Genomic DNA, 20,839 nt, shown 5'->3' with positions numbered 1-20,839 from the left:
CCATTCTCAGCTGGTGAGGCGGGCGTTGCGGCGTATGGCCTGTGGTGGTTGGCCGAGGCAACGCAGAAAAGCGCGGCGCATCCGTTCACGATCGGCGAAGCCGGTTTCTTCGGCGATTACATCCATCGAGTGGCGGCCTTCTTCCATTAGCAACCGCGCCGCTTCCACGCGCAGATGTTCCACGGCTTTGGCGGGTGATTGACCTGTCTCGGCACGGAATGCACGGCTGAACTGACGGGGGCTCAGGTGCGCAGCCTGGGCCAGTTCTTCAACGCTCAGTAGTGTGCGCAGATTGCGCCGGGCATGGTCGAGCGCGCGCTGGATACGGTCCGATTTCGGTTCGAGCTCCAGCAGCGCGGAAAACTGCGACTGGCCACCCGTGCGCCGATGGTAGACCACGAGTTTGCGTGCCGTGGTGCGGGCCACTTCGGCGCCGTGGTCGTTTTCGACCATGGCCAGGGCCATGTCGATACCGGCAGTCATGCCGGCGGAGGTCCATACCGGGCCATCGACGATATAGATGCGATCCTGCTCGACACGAATCAATGGATAGCGGCTCTGCAACTCATTGGCGAAGAGCCAGTGAGTGGTTGCCTGACGGCCATCGAGAACTCCCGCTTCGGCCAGGACAAAGGCGCCGGTACACGGCGCTGCAACGCGCCTGGCGGTCGTCATGGTCGTGCGAATGAAGCTGGCCAGTACAGGGCTGACTGGTCCAGGTTCCAGGGTGGCGCCAATGATCATGGTATCGAAATGCTGATCCGCAAAGGGCTCGGTGTGCACGCTGAAGCCTGCGGAGGTGGGTACAAGGCCGCCCTGTTCCGAGAGCAGGGTGAGGGAATAGGCGGGGGCGCCTGCTACCTGAGTCATTTCGAATGCGCTGAGTGTGGCGAATCCCATCATGTGGAAGCCTGGAAATGCCACGAAGCCGATACGGTGCATGTTGGGATACAGGTGTCCTGAAAAGTGGTTTGTATGACATTCAAGACGTGATCGCAAGTGTTTAGGATGATGCTGTGTCAATAAAGGCGGCAGATGCCGTGCAGGAGAACAGCATGACTTCAACAATGGGAACGGCGCTGGTGACGGGGGCGTCGTCTGGGATCGGTGCCTTGTATGCCGAACGCCTGGCGAAACGTGGCTACGATCTGATTGTGGTCGCGCGCAACCGCGGGCGACTGGAGACCCTGGCCAGGCGTCTGGGCGATGAGGGCGGTCGGCGCGTCGAGGTACTGGTTGCCGACCTTGCGGACAAGGCCGATGTCCACCGGGTCGAGGAGCGACTGCGTAGCGATGCCACGATTACGTTGCTGGTCAACAACGCCGGTGTGGGGGCGACGGCGCCGTTGCTGAAGGCCGATGTCGAGCAGATGGAAGAGATGGTCGCGCTCAATGTGAATACGCTGATGCGCCTGACTTACGCCGCTGTGCCAGGTCTTGTCAGCAGAGGCGGGGGTACCATCATCAATATCGCCTCCATCGTGGCGATTGCTCCCGAGTTGCTCAATGGCGTGTATGGCGGCTCCAAGGCGTTCGTCCTGGCTTTCAGCCAATCGCTGCAGCACGAACTCAAGGACAAGCACGTCCGGGTGCAGGCAGTACTGCCTGGCGCTACCGCTACGGACTTCTGGGATATCGCTGGATTACCGCTGGAGCATTTGCCCAGCCAGATCATCATGCCAGCGGGTGATATGGTCGATGCTGCGCTTGCAGGCCTGGATCTGGGCGAGGCGGTGACTATCCCGGCGTTGCCGGATGCTGAGGACCTGGCTCGTTATGAAGCTGCGCGGCAACACCTGATGCCGAACCTCTCGCACAGCGCGGCCGCAGCGCGTTACCTGGCAAGTTGACCGATAGGCTCCACAACGAAAAACGAGCAGGGCACTCACGTGCGCTGCTCGCTTCTGTGACCCGCTCAGTTGGCCAGGACGAGTCTGTCGATCACTCGTCCATCTGCGACTGCAGGTAGTTTTCCAGGGTGATCTTGTCGATCAGGCCCAGTTGGGTTTCCAGCCAGTCGATGTGCTCTTCCTCGGATTCGAGGATGTCTTCCAGCAGCTCGCGGCTGGCGTAGTCACCCACGCTTTCGCAGTAGGCGATGGCGGTGCGCAGGTCGGCAATGGCGAGGTGCTCTAGGCGCAGGTCGCTGGCCAGCATCTCCTTGGTGTTTTCACCGATCATCAGCTTGCCGAGGTCTTGCAGGTTCGGGATGCCTTCGAGGAAGAGGATGCGCTTGACCAGTTTGTCGGCGTGCTTCATCTCGTCGATCGATTCTTTGTACTCGTGCTCGCCGAGTTTCTTCAGGCCCCAGTCTTCGTACATGCGGGCATGCAGGAAGTATTGGTTGATCGCTACCAGCTCATTGCCGAGGATCTTGTTCAGGTGTTGGATGACTACTTTGTCGCCTTTCATGATGCGCCTCGTCAAAGCCGGTGTTGATAAGCCACAAGTTTGCTCGTAGATGACATGTTCGTCAAATGTAAGCTATTGAAAAATATATTAAAATTAATATTAATAAGAATGTTTAGCTTCCGCGTCTTGGCGCTAAATCATTGAATTGAAATACATAAATAGTGAGGCGCGGAAAGTTGCCGGGTTAAGTGAGAAGAGTTCCCGGGGATTTTTTGTACTGATTAATCATGGCGAGCGCCATTTATTGCACTGACAAACTCCACTTCTCTCTCATGGCAATCGATTATCGGCTGTCAGTAATTTTCGCTTGCGCCTGACGGCGTCTTTCTTGCTCGTCATTCAGCGCCCTGATGCTGAGGTTCAGCGGCGATGTCCTTGGCTACACTCGGCGCACCTCACCATAACAAGGCAAGTGATATGCAAAAGCGCATGATGATTACCGGAGCCGGTTCCGGCCTGGGACGTGAAATAGCCCTGCGCTGGGCGCGTGAAGGTTGGCAGCTGGCCCTTGCTGATGTGAACGAGCAAGGTCTGGCCGAAACCCTGAAACTGGTTCGCACTGCCGGTGGTGATGGTTTCACCATGCGTTGTGACGTACGTGACTACAGCCAGCTGACCGCCGTGGCGCAGGCCTGTGAGGAGCGCCTGGGCGGCCTGGATGTACTGGTCAACAATGCGGGCGTTGCCGCTGGCGGATTTTTCGACGACCTGAGCCTCGAGGACTGGGACTGGCAGCTGTCGATCAACCTGATGGGCGTGATCAAGGGCTGCAAGGCCTTCCTGCCGCTGCTGGTGAAAAGCCAGGGCAAGATCATCAACATCGCCTCGATGGCCGCGTTGATGCAGGGCCCGGCGATGAGTAACTACAACGTTGCCAAGGCTGGCGTCGTCGCGCTGTCGGAGAGCCTGCTGGCGGAGCTGAAGAGCGAGAAGGTTGATGTGCACGTGGTCTGTCCGTCGTTCTTCCAGACCAACCTGCTGGACTCTTTCCGTGGCCCGACCCCGGCGATGAAACAGCAGGTCGGCAAGTTGCTCGAAGGCAGCCCGATCACCGCGGTGGACATTGCCGATTACATCTATCAGGAAGTGGACAAGGGCGCGTTCATGATCCTGCCGCACGAAGAAGGGCGTATGGCCTGGAAAATCAAGCAGCAGAACCCCGAGGCCATCTACGACCAGATGGCGCAGATGGCTGGGCGTATGCGCAGCAAGCTTTCGGCATCCTGATCCTGAGTAGGCTGGGTGCGCTGTGCACTCCGGCTTGCGAAACAGGAGCGGCACACCTTGTAGGTAGGCCGGAAATGAAAAGGGCGGCCTCAGGCCGCCCTTTTCATTGGTAGCTGAAGCGTTACCCGGCGACCAGCACGCGGATGGCTTCCAGGCGCAGGGCCGCCTTGTCGAAGAAGCCGAGCCCGCTTTCACGCTGCTTGCGCAGGGCGTCGATCTCACTGCTGCGCACGCTCGGGTTGACGGCCTGCAGGGCTGTCAGGCGGGCGATTTCCTCATCCAGGCCGGCATCGAAACGCTGGCGCGCCTCGGCTACACGCTCTGCATGGCGCGGCATGATCTTGGCCTCGGCGGCATTGATCTGCTTGCTCAGTACGTCGCGCTGGGCTTGAACGAACTTGTTGGCGCTGGCACGTGGCACGCTTTCCAACTGGTCGTTGAGCGTTTCGAAGGCGACCCGTGCGGCCAGGTCATTGCCGTTGCCGTCGAGCAGGCAGCGCAGGGCCACTGGCGGCAGGTAGCGGGCCAGTTGCAGGGCACGTGGCGCCACCACTTCACTGACATACAGCAGTTCGAGCAGGACGGTGCCTGGCTTGAGCGCCTTGTTCTTGATCAGGGCGACGGCGGTGTTGCCCATGGAACCGGACAGCACCAGGTCCATGCCGCCCTGCACCATGGGGTGTTCCCAGGTGAGGAACTGCATGTCCTCGCGTACCAGTGCCTGGTTGCGGTCGTAGGTGATGGTCACGCCTTCGTCGTCGCCAAGTGGGAAGCTGGCATCCAGCATCTTCTCGCTGGGGCGTAGCACCAGGGCGTTTTCCGAGTGGTCTTCGCTGTCGATGCCAAAGGCGTCGAACAGCTCTTCCATGAAGATCGGCAGGGCGTATTGGTCGTCTTGCTCGTGGATGTCCTCGACCAGTTGCTTACCTTCGCCCGCGCCGCCGGAGTTGAGTTCCAGCAGGCGATCACGGCCGCTGTGCAGCTCGCTTTCCAGGCGGGTGCGCTCGGCGATGGCTTCGTCGAGCAGCGTCTGCCATTCACCATCGTCGCCACTTTCCAGCAGTGGCAGCAGGCGCGGACCGAACTGGTGCTGCAGGGCGTTGCCGGTCGGGCAGGTGGCGAGGAATGCATTGAGGCCCTGGTGGTACCACTGGAACAGACGTTCCTGCGGGCTGTTTTCCAGGTACGGCACGTGCAGTTGGATAACGTGCTTCTGGCCGATCCGGTCGAGGCGGCCAATACGCTGCTCGAGCAGGTCCGGGTGGGCTGGCAGGTCGAACAGCACCAGGTGATGGCTGAACTGGAAGTTACGGCCTTCAGAGCCGATTTCCGAACAGATCAGCACCTGGGCACCGAATTCTTCGTCGGCGAAGTAGGCGGCGGCGCGGTCGCGCTCGAGGATGTTCATGCCTTCGTGGAACACCGTGGCGGGGATGCCGGAGCGCACGCGCAGGGCGTCTTCCAGGTCCATGGCGGTTTCCGCGTGGGCACAGATGACCAGCACCTTGACCCGCTTGAGCATCTTCAGGGTGTCGATCAGCCATTCGACGCGCGGGTCGAAGCGCCACCAGCGTTCTTCTTCGCCGTCCTGCTGCGATTGGTAGCTGACTTCGGGGTAGAGGTCAGCATGCTCGCCAATCGGCAGCTCCATATACTCGCTCGGGTTGGCCAGCGGGTAGGGGTGCAGTTGGCGTTCCGGAAAACCCTGCACCGCGGCGCGGGTGTTACGGAACAGGAGGCGGCCGGTGCCGTGGCGGTCGAGCAGTTCGCGGATCAAGCGCGCGGCGGCTTCGGTGTCGCCGTCGGTCACGGCGGCCAGCAGCGCTTCGCCTTCGGCGCCGAGGAAGCCGGAGATGGTGGCGTGGGCTTTCTCGGAGAGGCGGCCTTCGTCGAGCAGTTCCTGTACCGCTTCGGCGATTGGCTTGTAGTTGGCACTTTCCGCGCGGAAGGCCTCCAGGTCATGGAAACGGTTCGGGTCGAGCAGGCGCAGGCGGGCGAAGTGGCTGTCCAGGCCGAGCTGCTCCGGGGTCGCGGTGAGCAACAGCACACCCGGGATGACTTCGGCCAGTTGTTCGACCAGGCGGTATTCGGCGCTGGCCTGTTCCGGGTGCCAGACCAGGTGGTGGGCTTCGTCGACCACCAGCAGGTCCCAGCCGGCTGCGAAGGCCGCGTCCTGGGCTTTCTCGCTGTTCTTCAGCCACTCCAGGGACACCAGCGCCAATTGCGTGTCTTCGAACGGGTTGCTGGCATCGCTCTCGGCGAAGCGTTCGCGGTCGAACAGGGCCACTTCCAGGTTGAAGCGGCGGCGCATTTCTACCAGCCACTGGTGCTGCAGGTTCTCCGGCACGAGGATCAGCACGCGGCTGGCACGCCCGGAGAGCAGTTGGCGATGGATCACCAGGCCGGCTTCGATGGTCTTGCCCAGGCCGACTTCGTCTGCCAGCAGTACGCGCGGGGCGACGCGGTCCGCCACTTCACGGGCGATATGCAACTGGTGGGCAATCGGTTGCGCACGCGCGCCGCCCAGGCCCCAGAGCGTGGACTGCAGCAGGCGGCTCTGATGATCGAGGGTGTGATAGCGCAGGGCGAACCAGTTCAGCGGGTCGATCTGCCCGGCGAACAGGCGATCGCTGGCCAGGCGGAACTGGATGAAGTTGGACAGCTGGGTTTCCGGCAAGGTGAACGGCGCGTGCTGTGCATCAAAGCCGTGATAGACCAGCAGGCCGTCGACATCTTCGACTTCCTGCACGGTCATCTTCCAGCCTTCGAAATGGGTGATCTCGTCGCCCGGCGCGAAGCGTACCCGGGTCAGCGGCGCGTTGCGCAGGGCGTATTGGCGAGTTTCCCCGGTGGCCGGATAAAGCACGGTCAACAGGCGCCCATCCGAGGTGAGGATGGTGCCAAGGCCGAGTTCCGCCTCGCTGTCGCTGATCCAGCGTTGTCCCGGTTGATACTGCTGCACAGTGCCACTACTTGCCATGAATTGCCCCAGGTGCGAAAAAAGCCGCGTATGGTAACGGAACGCCGCGCGCAGGGCGATGGCGCAGGGCGCATTGGCTGAATCAAACAGCCGGTTTTGAGTCGAAAGTGTAGCGAGCACTGGCTCAAGTTGGCGGCCGCCTGGCCGACAGCCGTTTTATCTAGGGAGAGATTTTCATGCTGCCGCCCATTCCCCACGCGCTGGCTCCGGTGACCGCCCAACAGGACGTGGTCAAGCCGCGCCCGGATATTCCACCGGTTACGCCTACCAGTGAGAGCAGCAGTGAAAGCGCAGTCGAGCTGGACAAGCGCCACCCACAGGAAGTGGTGGAGCGCCAGCGCGAGGAGCAGCGCCGCCGACAGCGCCGGGGCTACACCGCCGAGGAAATGGCCGAAGGCGAAGTGGCTGCAGACGATGAAAAGCTGCTCGACGAGTTGCCACGCCAGGGCCTTTGGGTGGATGTGGAAGTCTGATCGCGCGACAATCCCGCCATTACCCGCACTAGATTGATTCGTCGTGGACCTGTTCGCCGATAGCCCCCTGCAGTTGCCCAATGCCGAGCTGGATTTCATGCCGCAGTGGCTCGATGCGTCATGCGCCGACGAATGGTTTCGGTGTTTGCAGGCTCAGACGCCCTGGGAGCAGCCGAATGTCGTGCTGCACGGGCGCGAGTATCCGGTACCGCGCCTGCTGGCCTGGTATGGCGAGGCGGCCTACGGCTACTCAGGCCTGATGCACAGGCCACAACCCTGGACACCTCTGCTGCAGCACATTCGCCAGCGTATTGAAGCTATGGTTGACCAACCGCTGAACGGGGCATTGCTCAACTATTACCGTGATGGCAATGACTCCATGGGTTGGCACAGTGATGAAGAGCCTGTGCTGGGGCGCAACCCACTGATCGCTTCACTCAATCTGGGCGGTACGCGCCGCTTCGATCTGCGGCGCAAGGGCAGCAGTCGGATCGAGCATTCGCTTGAGCTTGGCCATGGCGCATTGCTGGTCATGCGCGGCACAACCCAGCATTATTGGCAGCATCAGGTGGCGAAAACCCGCAAGCCGGTGGCGTCGCGTATCAACCTTACTTTCCGTCTGATCGGGCACAGCCATGAGCAACGATGAAAAACTGATCGACTTCAATGCCGAGCGCGGCAAGCGCATTCATGACCTGCACGACAAGAAACTCGATGAAATGCGTCAGGCTTTCGAGCAGGCCCTGCCTTTGCCCAAGGGCAAGAAGAAAGCCAAGAAACCGAAGAAAGGCTGAAGTCGTTTTCTGTTCCCTTTCGCGCTTGATCCAGATCAATGGCGCACCATCTCCTGCAGTAGCCCGTCTGCATTATTGACCTCGGTCAATTTCCTCTCCTGCGCTTGCCCCTATCGTGAAGCCATCCAATACGGGCTTCGCACAGGAGGCGGCCATGTTCGTCGATACAGTGGTTCTAGCCGGGATCGGCACAGTCGGTTTGATGTTCGCCTTCTTCGCTGGCTTCGGATATTTCATCTGGAAGGACGCGCACAAGCGCAAAGAAGGCTGATTCCTTCCCGTTACAGAGCACGCAAGGCATTTAGGGCGACTTCGGTCGCCCATTTTTTTGCGCGTGAACAAGGTACAGGGCAGGTTGTAAATTCTGTTTGAACTCGCGTGTCGAAGGTTTGCTCGATAGGCATGGATCGCTGGCCATTTATTAGATTTGGCTATAGCGCTGCCTATACTCATCGCTACCCTCGGACTCCTCGGGTTAAACACGTGCGGCAAACCCTGCTGGCCTTTCTTGCGCCCTCCACACAGGCACTTCAGTTCGCAGTCAAAACCCTGTTGGGCGGCGGGTTGGCCTTGTGGTGTGCCTTTCGTTTTGGCCTGGAGCAGCCGCAGTGGGCGCTGATGACGGCATTCATCGTTGCTCAGCCGCTCTCCGGCATGGTGGTGCAGAAGGGGCTGGCACGGCTGCTCGGTACGCTGGTGGGCACGATCATGTCGGTGGTGTTCATGGGCATTTTCGCCCAGGCGCCCTGGCTGTTCCTGCTGGTCATGGCCCTGTGGCTCGGGATGTGCACCGCCGCTTCGACCCTGCTGCGCAGTGCCTGGTCTTACTCCTTCGTGCTGGCGGGTTATACCGTAGCGATCATTTGCCTGCCGGCGCTCAGCCAGCCCTTGACGGTATTCGAGCAGGCTGTGGCGCGCTGTACGGAAATCAGCCTGGGTATCGTCTGTGCCACGGTGGTCAGTGCCTTGCTCTGGCCGCAACGGGTCGAGCGCCAACTGGTGCAGCAGGCGCGTGATACCTGGCAGGCCGGCATGCAGTCGGTGACGGCGGCTCTGGGCAACTTACCTCAAGGGCGACAAGGGTTGCTTGAAGTGCTCGGGTGCATCGTGGCTGTGGATGCTCAGCGTGAACATGCCTGGTTCGAAGGTGGGCGCGGGCGTCAGCGTGGTCGTGCCCTGCGTGTGCTGACACGTGATCTGCTCAGTTTGCTGCGCCTGGCGCGGGGTGTGTCGCGGCAATGGCGCCAACTGTCGCCGGTGGAGGCATTGGGTGTGGCGCCCTGGCTGAGCGAGGTGCAGGCGGCGTTGCGCGGTGCATCGGTCGATGGCGTGCAGGCGTTGAGAGAGCGTTTGCAACTCGAATCACAGGATGGGCAACATTCCCCGGCACGGCAGTTCTGCCTGGCCCGCCTGGCCGTGCTGCTGCGCCAGTTCCTGCTGGCGCGTGAGGCGCTGCTGGCGGTGGAGCAGGGGATTGCACCGGTCGATGCGCCGCCAGCGCTATCCTGGCACCGTGATCTGCAGACGGCTGCGTTGTACGGCACGCGCAGTGCACTCACCTTCCTGGCCCTGTCTGCGTTCTGGCTGGCGACTGCCTGGCCAGCGGCCAGCGGTGCCTTGCTACTGGCCAGTGTGGTGTGCAGCTTGTTCGCCAGCCGCGAAAATGCCCAGCAGATCGGCTTCAGCTTCCTGCGAGGTATCGCTTATGCCGTGCCGGTGGCATTCGTGGTCGGACAGCTGCTGCTGCCGCAGCTATCCGGGTTCCCGATGCTCTGTCTGGCCCTGGGCGTACCGCTGTTTTTCGCGACACTGGGCATGACCCGACCCGCCATGGCGGGTACGGCAACCTCGTTCTGCCTGCATTTCATCGTGCTCTGCGCGCCGCAGAACGACATGGTCTACAACGTGGCGTTCTTCCTCAATTCCGCCCTGGCCATGGTGCTGGGTGTGGGGTGCGCCGTGCTGGCGTTCCGTTTGGTTGTACTGCGCAACAGCACCTGGCATGGGCGCCGTTTGCTGCGCGCGACCCTGGACGATCTGGTGCGCTTGACCACACGTTCGTTGCGCGGCGCGGAGAACTGGTTCGGCGGGCGCATGGCCGATCGCCTGCTGCAGTTGGCTCGCCATTATCCGGCGCTCCCCAGCGCCACGCGTAGCCGCTGGGATGAGGGTGTGGTGAGTCTTGATCTGGGGGATGAATTGTTGCACCTGCGCGCCTGCCTGGCGGTGGCCCAGGTATCGTCCACCGTGGCCGAAGAGCGCTTTTGGCAGGGGCTGCAACGCTCGCTGCAGGCAGGGCCTGGCCAGGCGCATGCAGAGGATCTGGAGCAGGATGCCGATGCATTGATGCAGGCGCTGCGTGCTCAACCGGCAACCGTCGAGCTGCGTCTGGCCCAGGCGGCGCTGTGGCAATTGCGCAATAGCTGGCGTGCGTGGTGCGACCAGCAAGGAGCGAGTGTGCATGGGACTACGTGAGTGGGCGGTGGGTGGGGTGCTGCTCAGCCCCATGCTGGCGTACGCGGTGCTGGCATTGCTGGTGACGGGCGTATTGCGCCTGGGGCTGCAACGAGCTGGCGTGACACGCTGGATCTGGCACGAGGCGCTGTTCGACTGCGCGCTGTATGTCTGTGTGTTGGCGGCGCTGGTGGCGCTGTTGTCGGCCTGGTGAGGGAGAGGAATATGCGTGCGACGCTGCGAGTGGCGATAACCCTGGGCCTGGTGCTGGTCGCGATATTCGCAGGCTATTGGCTGTGGCAGCACTACATGCTGGCGCCCTGGACGCGCGACGCCCGTGTGCGTGCTGATGTGGTGACCATCGCCCCTGATGTATCCGGCTGGGTGGTCGAACTGGCCGTACAGGACAACCAGCAGGTGAAGGCGGGGGATCTGCTGATGAGTATCGACCGCGAGCGCTATCAGGCCGCCCTGGACAAGGCCAGCGCGCAAGCCCAGACCCGGAAACAACAATTGCGCATGCGTGAGCAGGAGGCCTCACGGCGTTCGCGTTTGGGCGCGCAGGCTATCAGTGCCGAGTTGCTTGAGAACGCCAAGATCAGCGCCGATATTGCCCGTGGTGAATACCGTGAGGCGCTGGCCGAGGTGAAGGTTGCCGAACTCAATCTGGCGCGCAGCGAGGTACGGGCGCCGCGTGGCGGACAGATCACCAACCTGCGCCTGGCCGAAGGCAACTACGTTCAGACCGGACAGCCCGTCATGGCGCTGGTGGACGATCAATCTTTTTATGTGCAGGCCTATTTCGAGGAAACCAAACTGCCCCGGATTCCACTCGGGGCGCCCGTGCGTATCTGGCTGATGAGCAGCGGAGAACCGCTGGAGGGGCGGGTGGCGAGCATCAGTCGTGGCATCACCGATCGCAATGCCAGCCCGGATGGGCAACTGCTGGCCAACGTCGAGCCGACCTTCAACTGGGTGCGCTTGGCCCAGCGTATTCCGGTGCGTGTGGTGTTTGATAGTTTGCCGCAGGACGTGCGTTTGAGTGCAGGGATGACCGCCAGTGTGCGGGTCGACCCGCTGCATGAAGAGGCAGAGGGGAAGGCGCGCAAGGACCCGCCATGAGGCCGGCCCTTGCCACGGCGGGATTCAGCCGATGGTGACGTTCGGCAGTGCTGGCATGCTCAGGGTTTGCTCGCTGCGCGGGGCCAGGACTTCAGCCTCGCCATCGACCACTTGCTCGTCGTTCTGGTTGAACACGCGGGTCGCCAGGCGGATGCGGCCCTTGGGTAGCTTCTCCAGCACCTCCAGCTTCACCGTAAGGGTGTCACCCAGCTTGACCGGACGGGTGAATTTCAGGCTCTGCCCCAGGTAGATGCTGCCCGGGCCAGGCAGGCGGCAGGCGATGGCAGCGCTGATCAGCGCGCCACTGAACATGCCGTGGGCGATACGTTCCTTGAACAGGGTGGTGGCGGCGAAGTCGGCATCCAGGTGCACGGGGTTGTTGTCGCCAGAGGTGGCGGCGAACAGCTGGATGTCACGCTCTTCAACGCGTTTCTCGAGGCTGGCCTGCTGGCCGACTTCAAGGGCGTCGTAAGGGATGTTGGTAACCTGGGTCATGGGGTCTCCTTGGCCGCTGTGGGGTGCGCGCGGTTGCGGGTCAGCGCCGCATTCAACCAGTCGCGCAGGTGTGTGGTGACGTCATCACGGTTGGTCTCGTTGAGCAACTCGTGACGGGCATCGGGATAGATGTTCAGGTCGACGTGACGCATGCCCGCACTGCGCAGGGCATTGGCCAGGTCAGCAAGACGCTTGCCCTGGCTGACCGGGTCACATGCACCGCCGGTGATCAGCAGGGGCAATTCGCTGTCGATCTGCGCGAGATGCTTGACCGGTGTGATCTGCTGAAAGCCACCCATCAGGTCGAGCCAGAGCTGGGTGGTGCAACTGAAACCGCACAGTGGATCGTTGATGTACGCGTCGACTTCGTCCGGGTCGCGGCTGAGCCAGTCGAACTCGGTGCGCGTGGGCTTGAGCGCATTGTTGAACGAGCCGAAGGAGAGGAAATCGAGCAGTTTGCTCGTGCCTTTCGGCCCGCGACGCCAGCGTTCGATGCGTACCAACTGCTTGGCCACGTTGTACAGGCTGATGGATTGGTAATTGGAACCGGAGAGAATTGCCCCCTGCAGGCTGCAGCTGTGATGCATCAGGTAGGCTAGGGCGATGTAGCTGCCCATGCTGTGGGCGAACAGCAGGATTGGCACCTGGTGATGCTGCTGGCGGATGTAATGGTTGAGGCTGTTCAGGTCGCCGACCACCTTGTTCCAGCCATCGGCATCGGCATAGTGGCCGAACGTGCCGTGCTCGGCGGTACGGCCGTGGCCGCGCTGGTCGTGCCCGTACACCTCGAATCCGTCGGCGACCAGGGCTTCGGCAAAGCGCGCATAGCGCCCACTGTGCTCGGCCATGCCGTGTGCAAGCATGACCACTGCCTTGGGTGGGGCTTCGCTGAACCAGCGATTGACGTACAGCGACGTGGTGTCGCTGGCATCGAGCCAGAAGGCCTCATGGCGCATGAAAGGTTACATCCCTGCAGTGAAAAGTTCGTGCATTGTGCACAGGGCGCCCTGGGTCGCCTAGTCCATGCCGTGCAAGGGGCAGGGTAGAGGCAAGATTCACATCATCAATGAACCTGTCCCGGCTATTTGCCTCGCCCTGCAGAGCTGCTAAGTTCCGGGGAAGCTGTTACCACCGCTGGTGGCACTGGTCTATTGATGGGCCTGTTCATGATCGCGCATTGGCGCGACTGGGCTGACATTCAATAAAGCCTGGGCTGATGCCCGGCACAATTCAGGTCAAGGGGAATAACAACAATGCAACCTGACTTCTGGGATGACAAACGTCCGGCTGGGGTGACCAGCACCCTCGATTTCACCGCGTATCGCTCGGTGATCGAGGTATTCGAACGCTCCTGCAAGAAATTCGCCGACCGTCCGGCCTTCAGCAACCTCGGGGTGACGCTGACCTATGCCGAGCTGGAGCGCTACTCCGCGGCATTCGCAGCCTGGCTGCAGAAAAACACCGACCTCAAGCCAGGCGATCGCGTCGCGGTGCAGATGCCCAACATCCTGCAATACCCGATCGCGGTATTCGGCGCCATGCGTGCCGGGCTGGTCGTGGTCAACACCAACCCGTTGTACACCGTGCGCGAGATGCGTCACCAGTTCAAGGATGCTGGTGTTCGGGCGCTGGTCTACCTGAATACCTTCGGCAAGTCGGTGCAGGACGTGCTGCCGGACAGCGAGATCGAATACCTGATCGAAGCCCGCATGGGCGACATGCTGCCGAGCCTCAAGGGCTGGCTGGTCAATACCGTGGTGAAAAAGGTCAAGAAACTGGTGCCGGATTTCCATCTGCCCCAGGCGATCTCCTTCAAGGATGTGCTGCGTCAGGGCCAGGGGCACGGGCTCAAACCGGTCAAGGTCGGCCTCGATGACATCGCCGTGTTGCAATACACCGGCGGTACCACCGGTGTTGCCAAGGGCGCGATGCTGACCCATGGCAACTTGGTGGCGAACATGCAGCAGGTGCATGCCTGCCTATCCCAGCACGGCGACGATGGCCAGCCACTGCTCAAGGAAGGCCAGGAAATCATGATCGCGCCGCTGCCGCTCTATCATATCTATGCCTTCACCGCGAACTGCATGTGCATGATGGTCAGCGGCAACCACAACGTCCTGATCACCAACCCGCGTGACATCGCCGGCTTCATCAAGGAGCTGGGCAAGTGGCGATTCAATGCGCTGCTGGGCCTCAATACCCTGTTCGTTGCGCTGATGGATCACCCCGAGTTCAAGAACCTCGATTTCTCCAACCTCAAGCTGACCAACTCCGGCGGCACAGCGCTGGTCAAGGCCACGGCTGAGCGCTGGCAGCAGGTCACCGGCTGCACCGTCGTCGAGGGTTACGGCCTCACCGAGACTTCGCCGGTGGCTACCACCAACCCGTATGGCAAGCTGGCCCGCCTGGGCTCGGTTGGTATTCCGGTACCGGGCACCTCGCTGAAAGTCATCGACGATGACGGCAACGACCTGGGTGTCGGGGCTCGCGGCGAGCTGTGCATCAAGGGTCCGCAGGTGATGAAGGGCTACTGGCAGCGTGAGGAAGCGACTGCCGAGGTGCTCGATGCCGAAGGCTGGTTCAAGACCGGCGATATCGCGGTGATCGACCCGGATGGCTTCGTGCGTATCGTCGACCGCAAGAAAGACATGATCATCGTTTCGGGCTTCAACGTGTACCCGAACGAGATCGAGGACGTGGTCATGGCGCATCCGCAGGTAGTCAGCTGTGCGGCCATCGGTGTACCCGACGAAAAATCAGGCGAGGCGGTCAAACTGTTCGTCGTGCCCCGCGAGGGTGGCGTCAGCGTGGATGAACTGAAAGCTTACTGCCGCGAAAACTTCACGGGCTACAAGGTACCCAAGCACATTGTGCTGCGGGAGTCGCTGCCGATGACACCGGTCGGCAAGATCCTGCGTCGGGAACTGCGCGATATCGCCTGATGCACTTGGCCAACTCCGGTCAGTAGTGTTCGAGGTATCAATAAATGACCGCACGGCAATGTTCGGTCATTTTTGTGACTGATAAGGCCATGTTTGGTGCTGGTCGCTCTTTGGCAAAGCTGCTACTCTCGGCCACGTTTTTTTGCCAATCCGTCCCACGGAAAGGCGCACAATCACAACAAATAGCCGCTTCGCGCGGTGCACATATGCTGAACTCAGGGAGTAGGCTTCCATGACCGAAAATTTCTGGAAGGACAAGTACCCTGTCGGAATCGCTGCCGAAATCGATGCCGACCAGTACCCGAATATTCAGGCGGTACTGAAACAGTCCTGCCAACGCTTTGCCGACAAGCCTGCTTTCAGCAACATGGGCAAGACACTCACCTACGGTGAGCTGTACGAACTGTCCGGCATCTTCGCTGCTTACCTGCAAACCCAGACCAACCTGCAGCCCGGTGATCGTATCGCCGTGCAATTGCCGAACGTTCTGCAATACCCGGTCGTGGTATTCGGCGCGCTGCGTGCCGGCCTGGTCGTGGTCAACACCAACCCGTTGTATACCGCGCGGGAGATGGAACATCAGTTCAACGACTCCGGTGCCAAAGCGCTGGTGTGCCTGGCCAACATGGCTCACCTGGCTGAGGAAGTGCTGCCCAAGACCGGCATCAAGCACGTCATCGTCACCGAAGTCGGCGATATGCTGCCGCTGCTCAAGCGCACGCTCGTCAACTTCGTGGTCAAACATGTGAAGAAGATGGTGCCGGCCTACAACCTACCGAATGCCGTCAAACTCAACGATGCCATGGCCAAAGGCCGTGGCAAGGCGCTGAAAGAAGCAAGCCCTGACCGCAACGACGTTGCCGTGCTGCAGTACACCGGCGGTACCACTGGTGTGGCCAAAGGCGCGATGCTGACGCACCGCAACCTGATCGCCAACATGCTGCAGTCCAAGGCGCTGATGGGCTCGAACCTCAATGAAGGTAGCGAGATCGTCATCTGCCCGTTGCCGCTGTACCACATCTACGCCTTTACCTTCCATTGCATGGCGATGATGCTGACCGGCAACCACAACATCCTGATCACCAACCCGCGCGACCTGCCGGGCACGGTGAAGGAACTGAGCAACTGGAAGTTCAGCGCCTTTGTCGGCCTGAATACCCTGTTCGTTGCCCTGTGCAACAGCGAAGACTTCCGCAAGCTGGACTTCTCCGCTCTGAAACTGACTCTGTCTGGCGGTATGGCCTTGCAACTGGCTGCGGCCGAGCGCTGGAAGGAAGTTACCGGCTGCGCCATCTGCGAAGGTTACGGCATGACCGAAACCAGCCCGGTGGTATCGGTCAACTCGTTCCAGAACATCCAGATCGGCACCATCGGTATCCCGGTTCCGTCGACCCTGTGCAAGGTCATCGACGATGCCGGCAATGAGCTGCCGATCGGCGAGCGTGGTGAACTGTGTGTCAAAGGCCCGCAGGTCATGAAGGGCTACTGGCAGCGCCAGGAAGCCACCGACGAAATCCTCGATGCCGAAGGCTGGCTGAAGACGGGCGACATCGCCGTGATCCAGGACGACGGCTACATGCGCATCGTCGACCGCAAGAAGGACATGATTCTGGTCTCTGGCTTCAACGTGTACCCGAACGAGCTGGAAGATGTGCTGGCAACATTGCCGGGCGTCCTGCAGTGTGCCGCCATCGGTGTGCCGGATGAGAAATCCGGTGAAGCGATCAAGGTCTTCGTGGTGGTTCGTCCGGGTGAAAGCCTGAACAAGGATCAGGTCATGGAGCACATGCGTGCCAGCCTGACCGGCTACAAGGTACCGCGTGCCGTAGAGTTCCGCGAGAGCCTGCCAACGACCAACGTCGGCAAGATCCTGCGTCGCGAATTGCGCGACGAAGAACTGAAGAAGATTGCCGCCAAGGCTTGATTCATCGGACTGAAGAAGCCCCGCATTGCGGGGCTTTTTTATGGCTGAGCCTTCACACCCTGTCGCACCTGCTCGGGCGTTGTCCAGGGCGCGTGCAGGGTTGTCGTGGGGACGCTCTAGGTCCCCGCTTGCCGAGGCTCATCCTGCGGAGCTGGTCGGGCGATGTTCGCAGCTTTCTAGTGCGAGGGTGCATGCGACTAATTCCCTCGCGTTTGCGACTTTCCCTCGGCCCCGGCTGTGGATAAGCTCGCGGTTCCTCATCATGCGCAGCAGAGGCTTTTCCATGGTGCAACAACTACCGGCTGCAGACATTGCTCGTCAGATACTCGATGGCTTCGACGACTATCGCGCGCATTTCCGTGAGATCACCAATGGTGCCCGGGCACGTTTCGAGCAGGCGCAGTGGCAGGAGATTCAGGCCGCGTCGGCCGCGCGCATCAATCTCTATGAAGAGAAGGTCGGCGAAGTAGTCGGTGGACTGCAGGGCAGGTTCAGCAATGAGATGCTGTTGGATGTCGACCTCTGGCCCCTGGTGAAAAGCGCGTATATCACGCTGATCGACCTGCGCTTCGACGATGAGTTGGCGGAAACCTGGTTCAACTCGATCTTCTGCAACCTGTTCAGCCATGACCAGATCAGCGACGGGCGGATGTTCATCCACACCACGCGTCCTTCGCTGCGCCCCCATGCCAGTGCGCCGCAGACGCGCAGTTACCAGCCCAATGCTGATCTGCAAGGTGCATTGCAGCAGATATTCACTGACTACACCTTCGGTGTGGCCTACGAAAATTTGCAGCGCGATATCGACCGCCTGGAAGCCCAGTTGCGCGCCAGCCTGCCGGACTGGGTGTGCAAGGACCCTGAGCTGTGTATCGAGCTGTTTTCGTCGACCCTGTACCGCAACAAGGGCGCCTACCTGGTCGGGCGTATCTATACCCGTGACGAGCAGTGGCCGTTGGTGATTCCGCTGCTGCATCGCGAGGGCAAGGGCATCCAGATCGACACGCTGATCACCGACGAGGCGGAGGTGTCGATCATCTTCTCCTTCACCCGGTCCTATTTCATGGTGCAGGTGGAAATTCCGGCGGAGTTCATCGGCTTCCTCAAACGTATCCTGCCGGGCAAGCATATCGCCGAACTGTATACCTCCATCGGCTTCTACAAGCACGGCAAGTCCGAGTTCTACCGCTCGTTGATCAACCACCTGGCGACCACCGATGACAAGTTCATCATGGCCCCGGGTGTACGTGGCATGGTGATGAGCGTGTTCACCCTGCCGGGCTTCAATACGGTGTTCAAGATCATCAAGGATCGCTTCTCGCCCTCGAAGAACGTCGACCGGGGCACGGTGATCGAGAAGTACCGGCTAGTGAAGAGCGTCGACCGGGTAGGGCGGATGGCCGATACCCAGGAATTTGCCGACTTCCGCTTCCCCAAAAGCAAGTTCGAGCCGGAGTGCCTGGCCGAACTGCTGGAAGTGGCGCCCTCCACGGTGGAAATCGAGAACGACGATACCGTGCTGATTCGCCACTGCTGGACCGAGCGACGGATGACACCGCTGAACATCTACCTGGAAAGCGCCAACGAAGCGCAAGTGCGCGAGGCGCTGGAAGACTATGGCCTGGCGATCAAGCAGCTTGCCGCGGCCAATATCTTCCCGGGCGACATGCTGCTGAAGAACTTCGGCGTGACCCGCCATGGCCGTGTGGTGTTCTACGACTACGACGAGATATGTTTCCTGACCGAGGCCAACTTCCGGCGCATCCCGCCACCACGCTATCCCGAGGACGAGATGGCATCCGAGCCCTGGTATTCGGTGGCGCCACTGGATGTGTTCCCCGAGGAGTTTCCGCCTTTCCTGTTCGCCGATATCGGCCAGAGGCGGCTCTTCAGTAAGTTGCATGGCGATCTTTACGACGCTGATTACTGGAAGGGGCTGCAGGAGGCGATTCGCGCGGGCAAGGTCATCGATGTGTTCCCATACCGGCGCAAGGAACCCGCCAGTAGCATCGAGTAAACACTGAGTAGTAGCAGTTATTCTGTTCTGGCCTATGCTAGGAAGGTAGCTGCCTGGCAGCCACTCGGTTTGCTTCCGGTTTGGAGGAGAAAGTATGAAAGCCAAACTGCATGACTTCGTTTATCGGCTGGCTGTTGCGCTGGGCCTGATCGAGGCGCCCCGCCTGCAACCTGTCCCCGTGCGCCGCTCACCGCCGCGCTAATGACCGCTCCGGTGAATGCCCGGTCTTAGGCATTCACTGTTTCGGTTGACCCACTTCCTCAATGACTACCGCTAGCGTGTAACTCGGCCTGGGTTCGCGCTGTGGTGCTTTTACGTGGCTGTTTCAGGCCTGAATAGATTCAGTAAGGAGTTCCTCAACCCCATTCAAGGAAGAAGCGCATGCGCCAGAATCTCCCGATTAACCAGCGTGAAAGAACCTTCCCGGACCATGAGCGGCTGATATCCACCACTGACCTGCATAGCAAGATCACCTACTGCAACGATGCGTTTGCCGAGATCAGCGGATTCACCCGCGAAGAGCTGCTCGGGCAACCACACAACATGGTGCGACACCCGGATATGCCCCCCGCTGTATTCGGCCACATGTGGGACACCCTCAAGCAGGGAAAACCCTGGATGGGTGTGGTGAAGAATCGCTCCAAGAATGGCGATTTCTACTGGGTCAGCGCCTATGTCACTCCCATCTACGAGAACGGCCAGATGTCGGGCTACGAGTCGGTACGTTCGGTACCGAGCGAAGCGCAAAAGCGCAGGGCCGATGCACTCTATGCACGGCTGCGAGCCGGCAAACCGCCGATATCCCGATTCGAGTACTGGACGTACGACGTTATCCGCTCCTGGCCGTTGATCCTTGCGGGGGGGGCCATTCTGGTGGGACATCTGCTGCTCAGTCAGGCCTGGTTATGGGGTTTCATCCTTCTGGTGATGTTTTCCCTGGGGTCTTATCAATTGCACAGCAGCAGGCAGTTGATTCGCAAAACCCTGGCCGAGCACCCTAAGGCGTTTACCAGCTCCCTGGTCGCCCTGACCTACAGCGACAATCGCGGTGCTCAAGCGTTGCTCGACATGGCGATGATCAGTGAAGAGGCACGCCTGCAGACGGCTTTGACCCGGCTGGAGGATGCAGGCGAAAGCGTGCGCCGACGCGCCGCGCAGGCGGCTGAGCTGTCTCGTTCCGAGGCTGAGTTGCTGGAGCAGCAACGGAGTGAGACGGATCAGTCGGCCACTGCGATCAATCAGATGGCGGCCACCATTCAGGAGGTGACGCATAACGTGCAGAACACTTCGCACGCCGCCGAGGAGGCCGACCGGTTGGCAACTCAAGGCCGACAACTGGCCGGCGGCAGCCTGGAGGCCATGCAGCATATGGCGAGCGCGGTCCAGGAGATTGGCCAGGCGGTGAACGAGCTGGCCAACTCGACGCAATCCATTGGCAGTGTTGCCGATGTCATCACCTCGATTGCCGAACAGACCAACCTGTTGGCGTTGAATGCGGCTATTGAGGCAGCGCGCGCCGGGGAGCAGGGACGAGGTTTCGCCGTGGTGGCCGATGAGGTGCGGGCACTGGCGGCGCGTACACGTGAGTCCACCGAACAGATCCATCAGATCATTGCCTCGCTGCGCAGTGGGGCGGATCGTGCCGTGCACACCGCGAGCAAGGGCGAGGAAATCTCCCGCGAGAGCATGCACAGCGTCGAGGCCGTGCGCGAGGCGCTGGAAGGCATCAGTCAGGCCGTGTCGCGTATTACCGGCATGAGTCAGCAGATGGCCACGGCTTCGGAGCAGCAGAGCCATGTTGCGGAAGATATCAGTCGACAGATCACCCGGATTGCGCAGCTCTCCGACCACAGTGCCGGGCAGGCCCAGCAGGGCGCGGTGATCAGTCGCGAGCTGGAACAGATGGCCGGCTACCTGCACAGCCTGGCGGAGCGCTTCAATCGATAGCTTTCGGACGGCGCAGCCGGTGGTTGGCATATCGTGAGGGCGTCTTGTGGCA

Annotated in this window: 19 protein-coding genes and 1 pseudogene; 15 read left to right on the top strand and 5 right to left on the bottom strand. The window is 60.9% G+C overall.

What is annotated here, in order from left to right:
* Positions 1-6: 6 nt before the first annotated feature.
* A complete protein-coding gene (locus ACWPW0_RS13885) occupies positions 7-942 on the bottom strand; it encodes a GlxA family transcriptional regulator (RefSeq protein WP_454255614.1) in 936 nt (311 codons plus the stop codon).
* A 113-nt stretch (positions 943-1,055) separates the two neighbouring features.
* Between ACWPW0_RS13885 and ACWPW0_RS13880 the strand changes: the two genes are divergently transcribed.
* A complete protein-coding gene (locus ACWPW0_RS13880; protein ID WP_454255613.1) occupies positions 1,056-1,850 on the top strand; it encodes an SDR family NAD(P)-dependent oxidoreductase in 795 nt (264 codons plus the stop codon).
* Positions 1,851-1,941: 91 nt separating this feature from the next.
* On the opposite strand, the gene bfr is transcribed toward ACWPW0_RS13880, so the two are convergent.
* Entirely contained in the window at positions 1,942-2,412 is a 471-nt protein-coding gene (gene bfr, locus ACWPW0_RS13875) for a bacterioferritin (protein ID WP_447592397.1), read from the bottom strand.
* Positions 2,413-2,829: 417 nt separating this feature from the next.
* Here bfr and ACWPW0_RS13870 point away from each other — a divergent pair, with 417 nt between their 5' ends.
* On the top strand, positions 2,830-3,639 hold the full coding sequence (locus ACWPW0_RS13870) for an SDR family oxidoreductase (RefSeq protein ID WP_454255612.1): 810 nt from the start codon (positions 2,830-2,832) through the stop codon (positions 3,637-3,639).
* A 121-nt stretch (positions 3,640-3,760) separates the two neighbouring features.
* Here the strand turns inward: ACWPW0_RS13870 and rapA are convergent, their stop codons facing one another.
* Positions 3,761-6,619, bottom strand: a complete 2,859-nt coding sequence (gene rapA / locus ACWPW0_RS13865; protein ID WP_454255611.1) for an RNA polymerase-associated protein RapA — start codon at positions 6,617-6,619, stop codon at positions 3,761-3,763.
* Between the two features lie 176 nt (positions 6,620-6,795).
* Here rapA and ACWPW0_RS13860 point away from each other — a divergent pair, with 176 nt between their 5' ends.
* The 7 genes from ACWPW0_RS13860 (at position 6,796) to ACWPW0_RS13830 (ending at position 11,462) form a co-directional block, all read left to right on the top strand.
* Positions 6,796-7,092: an aspartate-semialdehyde dehydrogenase gene (locus ACWPW0_RS13860; RefSeq protein ID WP_447592391.1), complete on the top strand. Its 297-nt coding sequence runs from the start codon at positions 6,796-6,798 to the stop codon at positions 7,090-7,092.
* 43 nt (positions 7,093-7,135) lie between these two features.
* Positions 7,136-7,741, top strand: a complete 606-nt coding sequence (locus ACWPW0_RS13855; RefSeq protein ID WP_454255610.1) for an alpha-ketoglutarate-dependent dioxygenase AlkB family protein — start codon at positions 7,136-7,138, stop codon at positions 7,739-7,741.
* A complete protein-coding gene (locus ACWPW0_RS13850) occupies positions 7,728-7,886 on the top strand; it encodes a hypothetical protein (RefSeq protein ID WP_447592387.1) in 159 nt (52 codons plus the stop codon). The genes ACWPW0_RS13855 and ACWPW0_RS13850 overlap by 14 nt, the downstream gene beginning before the upstream one ends.
* A 154-nt stretch (positions 7,887-8,040) precedes the next feature.
* Positions 8,041-8,157, top strand: a complete 117-nt coding sequence (gene ccoM, locus ACWPW0_RS13845) for a cytochrome c oxidase subunit CcoM (RefSeq protein ID WP_447592386.1) — start codon at positions 8,041-8,043, stop codon at positions 8,155-8,157.
* 212 nt (positions 8,158-8,369) lie between these two features.
* Positions 8,370-10,361, top strand: coding sequence for an FUSC family protein (locus ACWPW0_RS13840; RefSeq protein ID WP_454255609.1), 1,992 nt, complete (start codon positions 8,370-8,372; stop codon positions 10,359-10,361).
* Positions 10,348-10,554 (top strand): DUF1656 domain-containing protein, encoded by a 207-nt coding sequence (locus ACWPW0_RS13835; RefSeq protein WP_447592383.1) that lies wholly within the window; start codon positions 10,348-10,350, stop codon positions 10,552-10,554. Before ACWPW0_RS13840 ends, ACWPW0_RS13835 begins: the two co-directional genes overlap by 14 nt.
* Before the next feature lie 11 nt (positions 10,555-10,565).
* Entirely contained in the window at positions 10,566-11,462 is an 897-nt protein-coding gene (locus ACWPW0_RS13830; protein ID WP_454255608.1) for an efflux RND transporter periplasmic adaptor subunit, read from the top strand.
* A 24-nt stretch (positions 11,463-11,486) separates the two neighbouring features.
* Here the strand turns inward: ACWPW0_RS13830 and ACWPW0_RS13825 are convergent, their stop codons facing one another.
* Together ACWPW0_RS13825 and ACWPW0_RS13820 are read right to left on the bottom strand one after the other, a co-directional pair.
* A complete protein-coding gene (locus ACWPW0_RS13825; protein ID WP_454255607.1) occupies positions 11,487-11,957 on the bottom strand; it encodes a MaoC family dehydratase in 471 nt (156 codons plus the stop codon).
* Entirely contained in the window at positions 11,954-12,913 is a 960-nt protein-coding gene (locus tag ACWPW0_RS13820; RefSeq protein ID WP_454255606.1) for an alpha/beta hydrolase, read from the bottom strand. The genes ACWPW0_RS13825 and ACWPW0_RS13820 overlap by 4 nt, the downstream gene beginning before the upstream one ends.
* 297 nt (positions 12,914-13,210) lie before the next feature.
* On the opposite strand from ACWPW0_RS13820, the gene fadD2 reads away from it, so the two are divergent.
* The 6 genes and pseudogenes from fadD2 to ACWPW0_RS13790 all read left to right on the top strand — a co-directional run bounded on the left by fadD2 (position 13,211) and on the right by ACWPW0_RS13790 (position 20,787).
* Positions 13,211-14,899, top strand: coding sequence for a long-chain-fatty-acid--CoA ligase FadD2 (gene fadD2 / locus ACWPW0_RS13815; RefSeq protein ID WP_454255605.1), 1,689 nt, complete (start codon positions 13,211-13,213; stop codon positions 14,897-14,899).
* A 232-nt stretch (positions 14,900-15,131) separates the two neighbouring features.
* Positions 15,132-16,823 carry a long-chain-fatty-acid--CoA ligase FadD1 gene (fadD1, locus tag ACWPW0_RS13810; protein ID WP_447592375.1) on the top strand — a complete coding sequence of 564 codons (1,692 nt, stop codon included), beginning with the start codon at positions 15,132-15,134 and terminating at the stop codon, positions 16,821-16,823.
* Between the two features lie 283 nt (positions 16,824-17,106).
* Entirely contained in the window at positions 17,107-18,840 is a 1,734-nt protein-coding gene (gene aceK / locus ACWPW0_RS13805; RefSeq protein ID WP_454256742.1) for a bifunctional isocitrate dehydrogenase kinase/phosphatase, read from the top strand.
* Positions 18,841-18,934: 94 nt separating this feature from the next.
* Positions 18,935-19,042, top strand: coding sequence for a PA1414 family protein (locus tag ACWPW0_RS13800; protein ID WP_447592372.1), 108 nt, complete (start codon positions 18,935-18,937; stop codon positions 19,040-19,042).
* A gap of 179 nt (positions 19,043-19,221) precedes the next feature.
* Positions 19,222-19,500 (top strand): annotated as a pseudogene (locus ACWPW0_RS13795) (PAS domain-containing protein); the annotation flags it as partial.
* A gap of 267 nt (positions 19,501-19,767) precedes the next feature.
* Positions 19,768-20,787: a methyl-accepting chemotaxis protein gene (locus ACWPW0_RS13790; protein ID WP_454256741.1), complete on the top strand. Its 1,020-nt coding sequence runs from the start codon at positions 19,768-19,770 to the stop codon at positions 20,785-20,787.
* The last annotated feature ends 52 nt before the right edge of the window (positions 20,788-20,839 follow it).

Source organism: Pseudomonas sp. Marseille-Q8238, from assembly GCF_965111915.1.
Note: the sequence above shows the minus strand (reverse complement) of the source record. Positions and strands in the feature narration are given on the sequence as shown.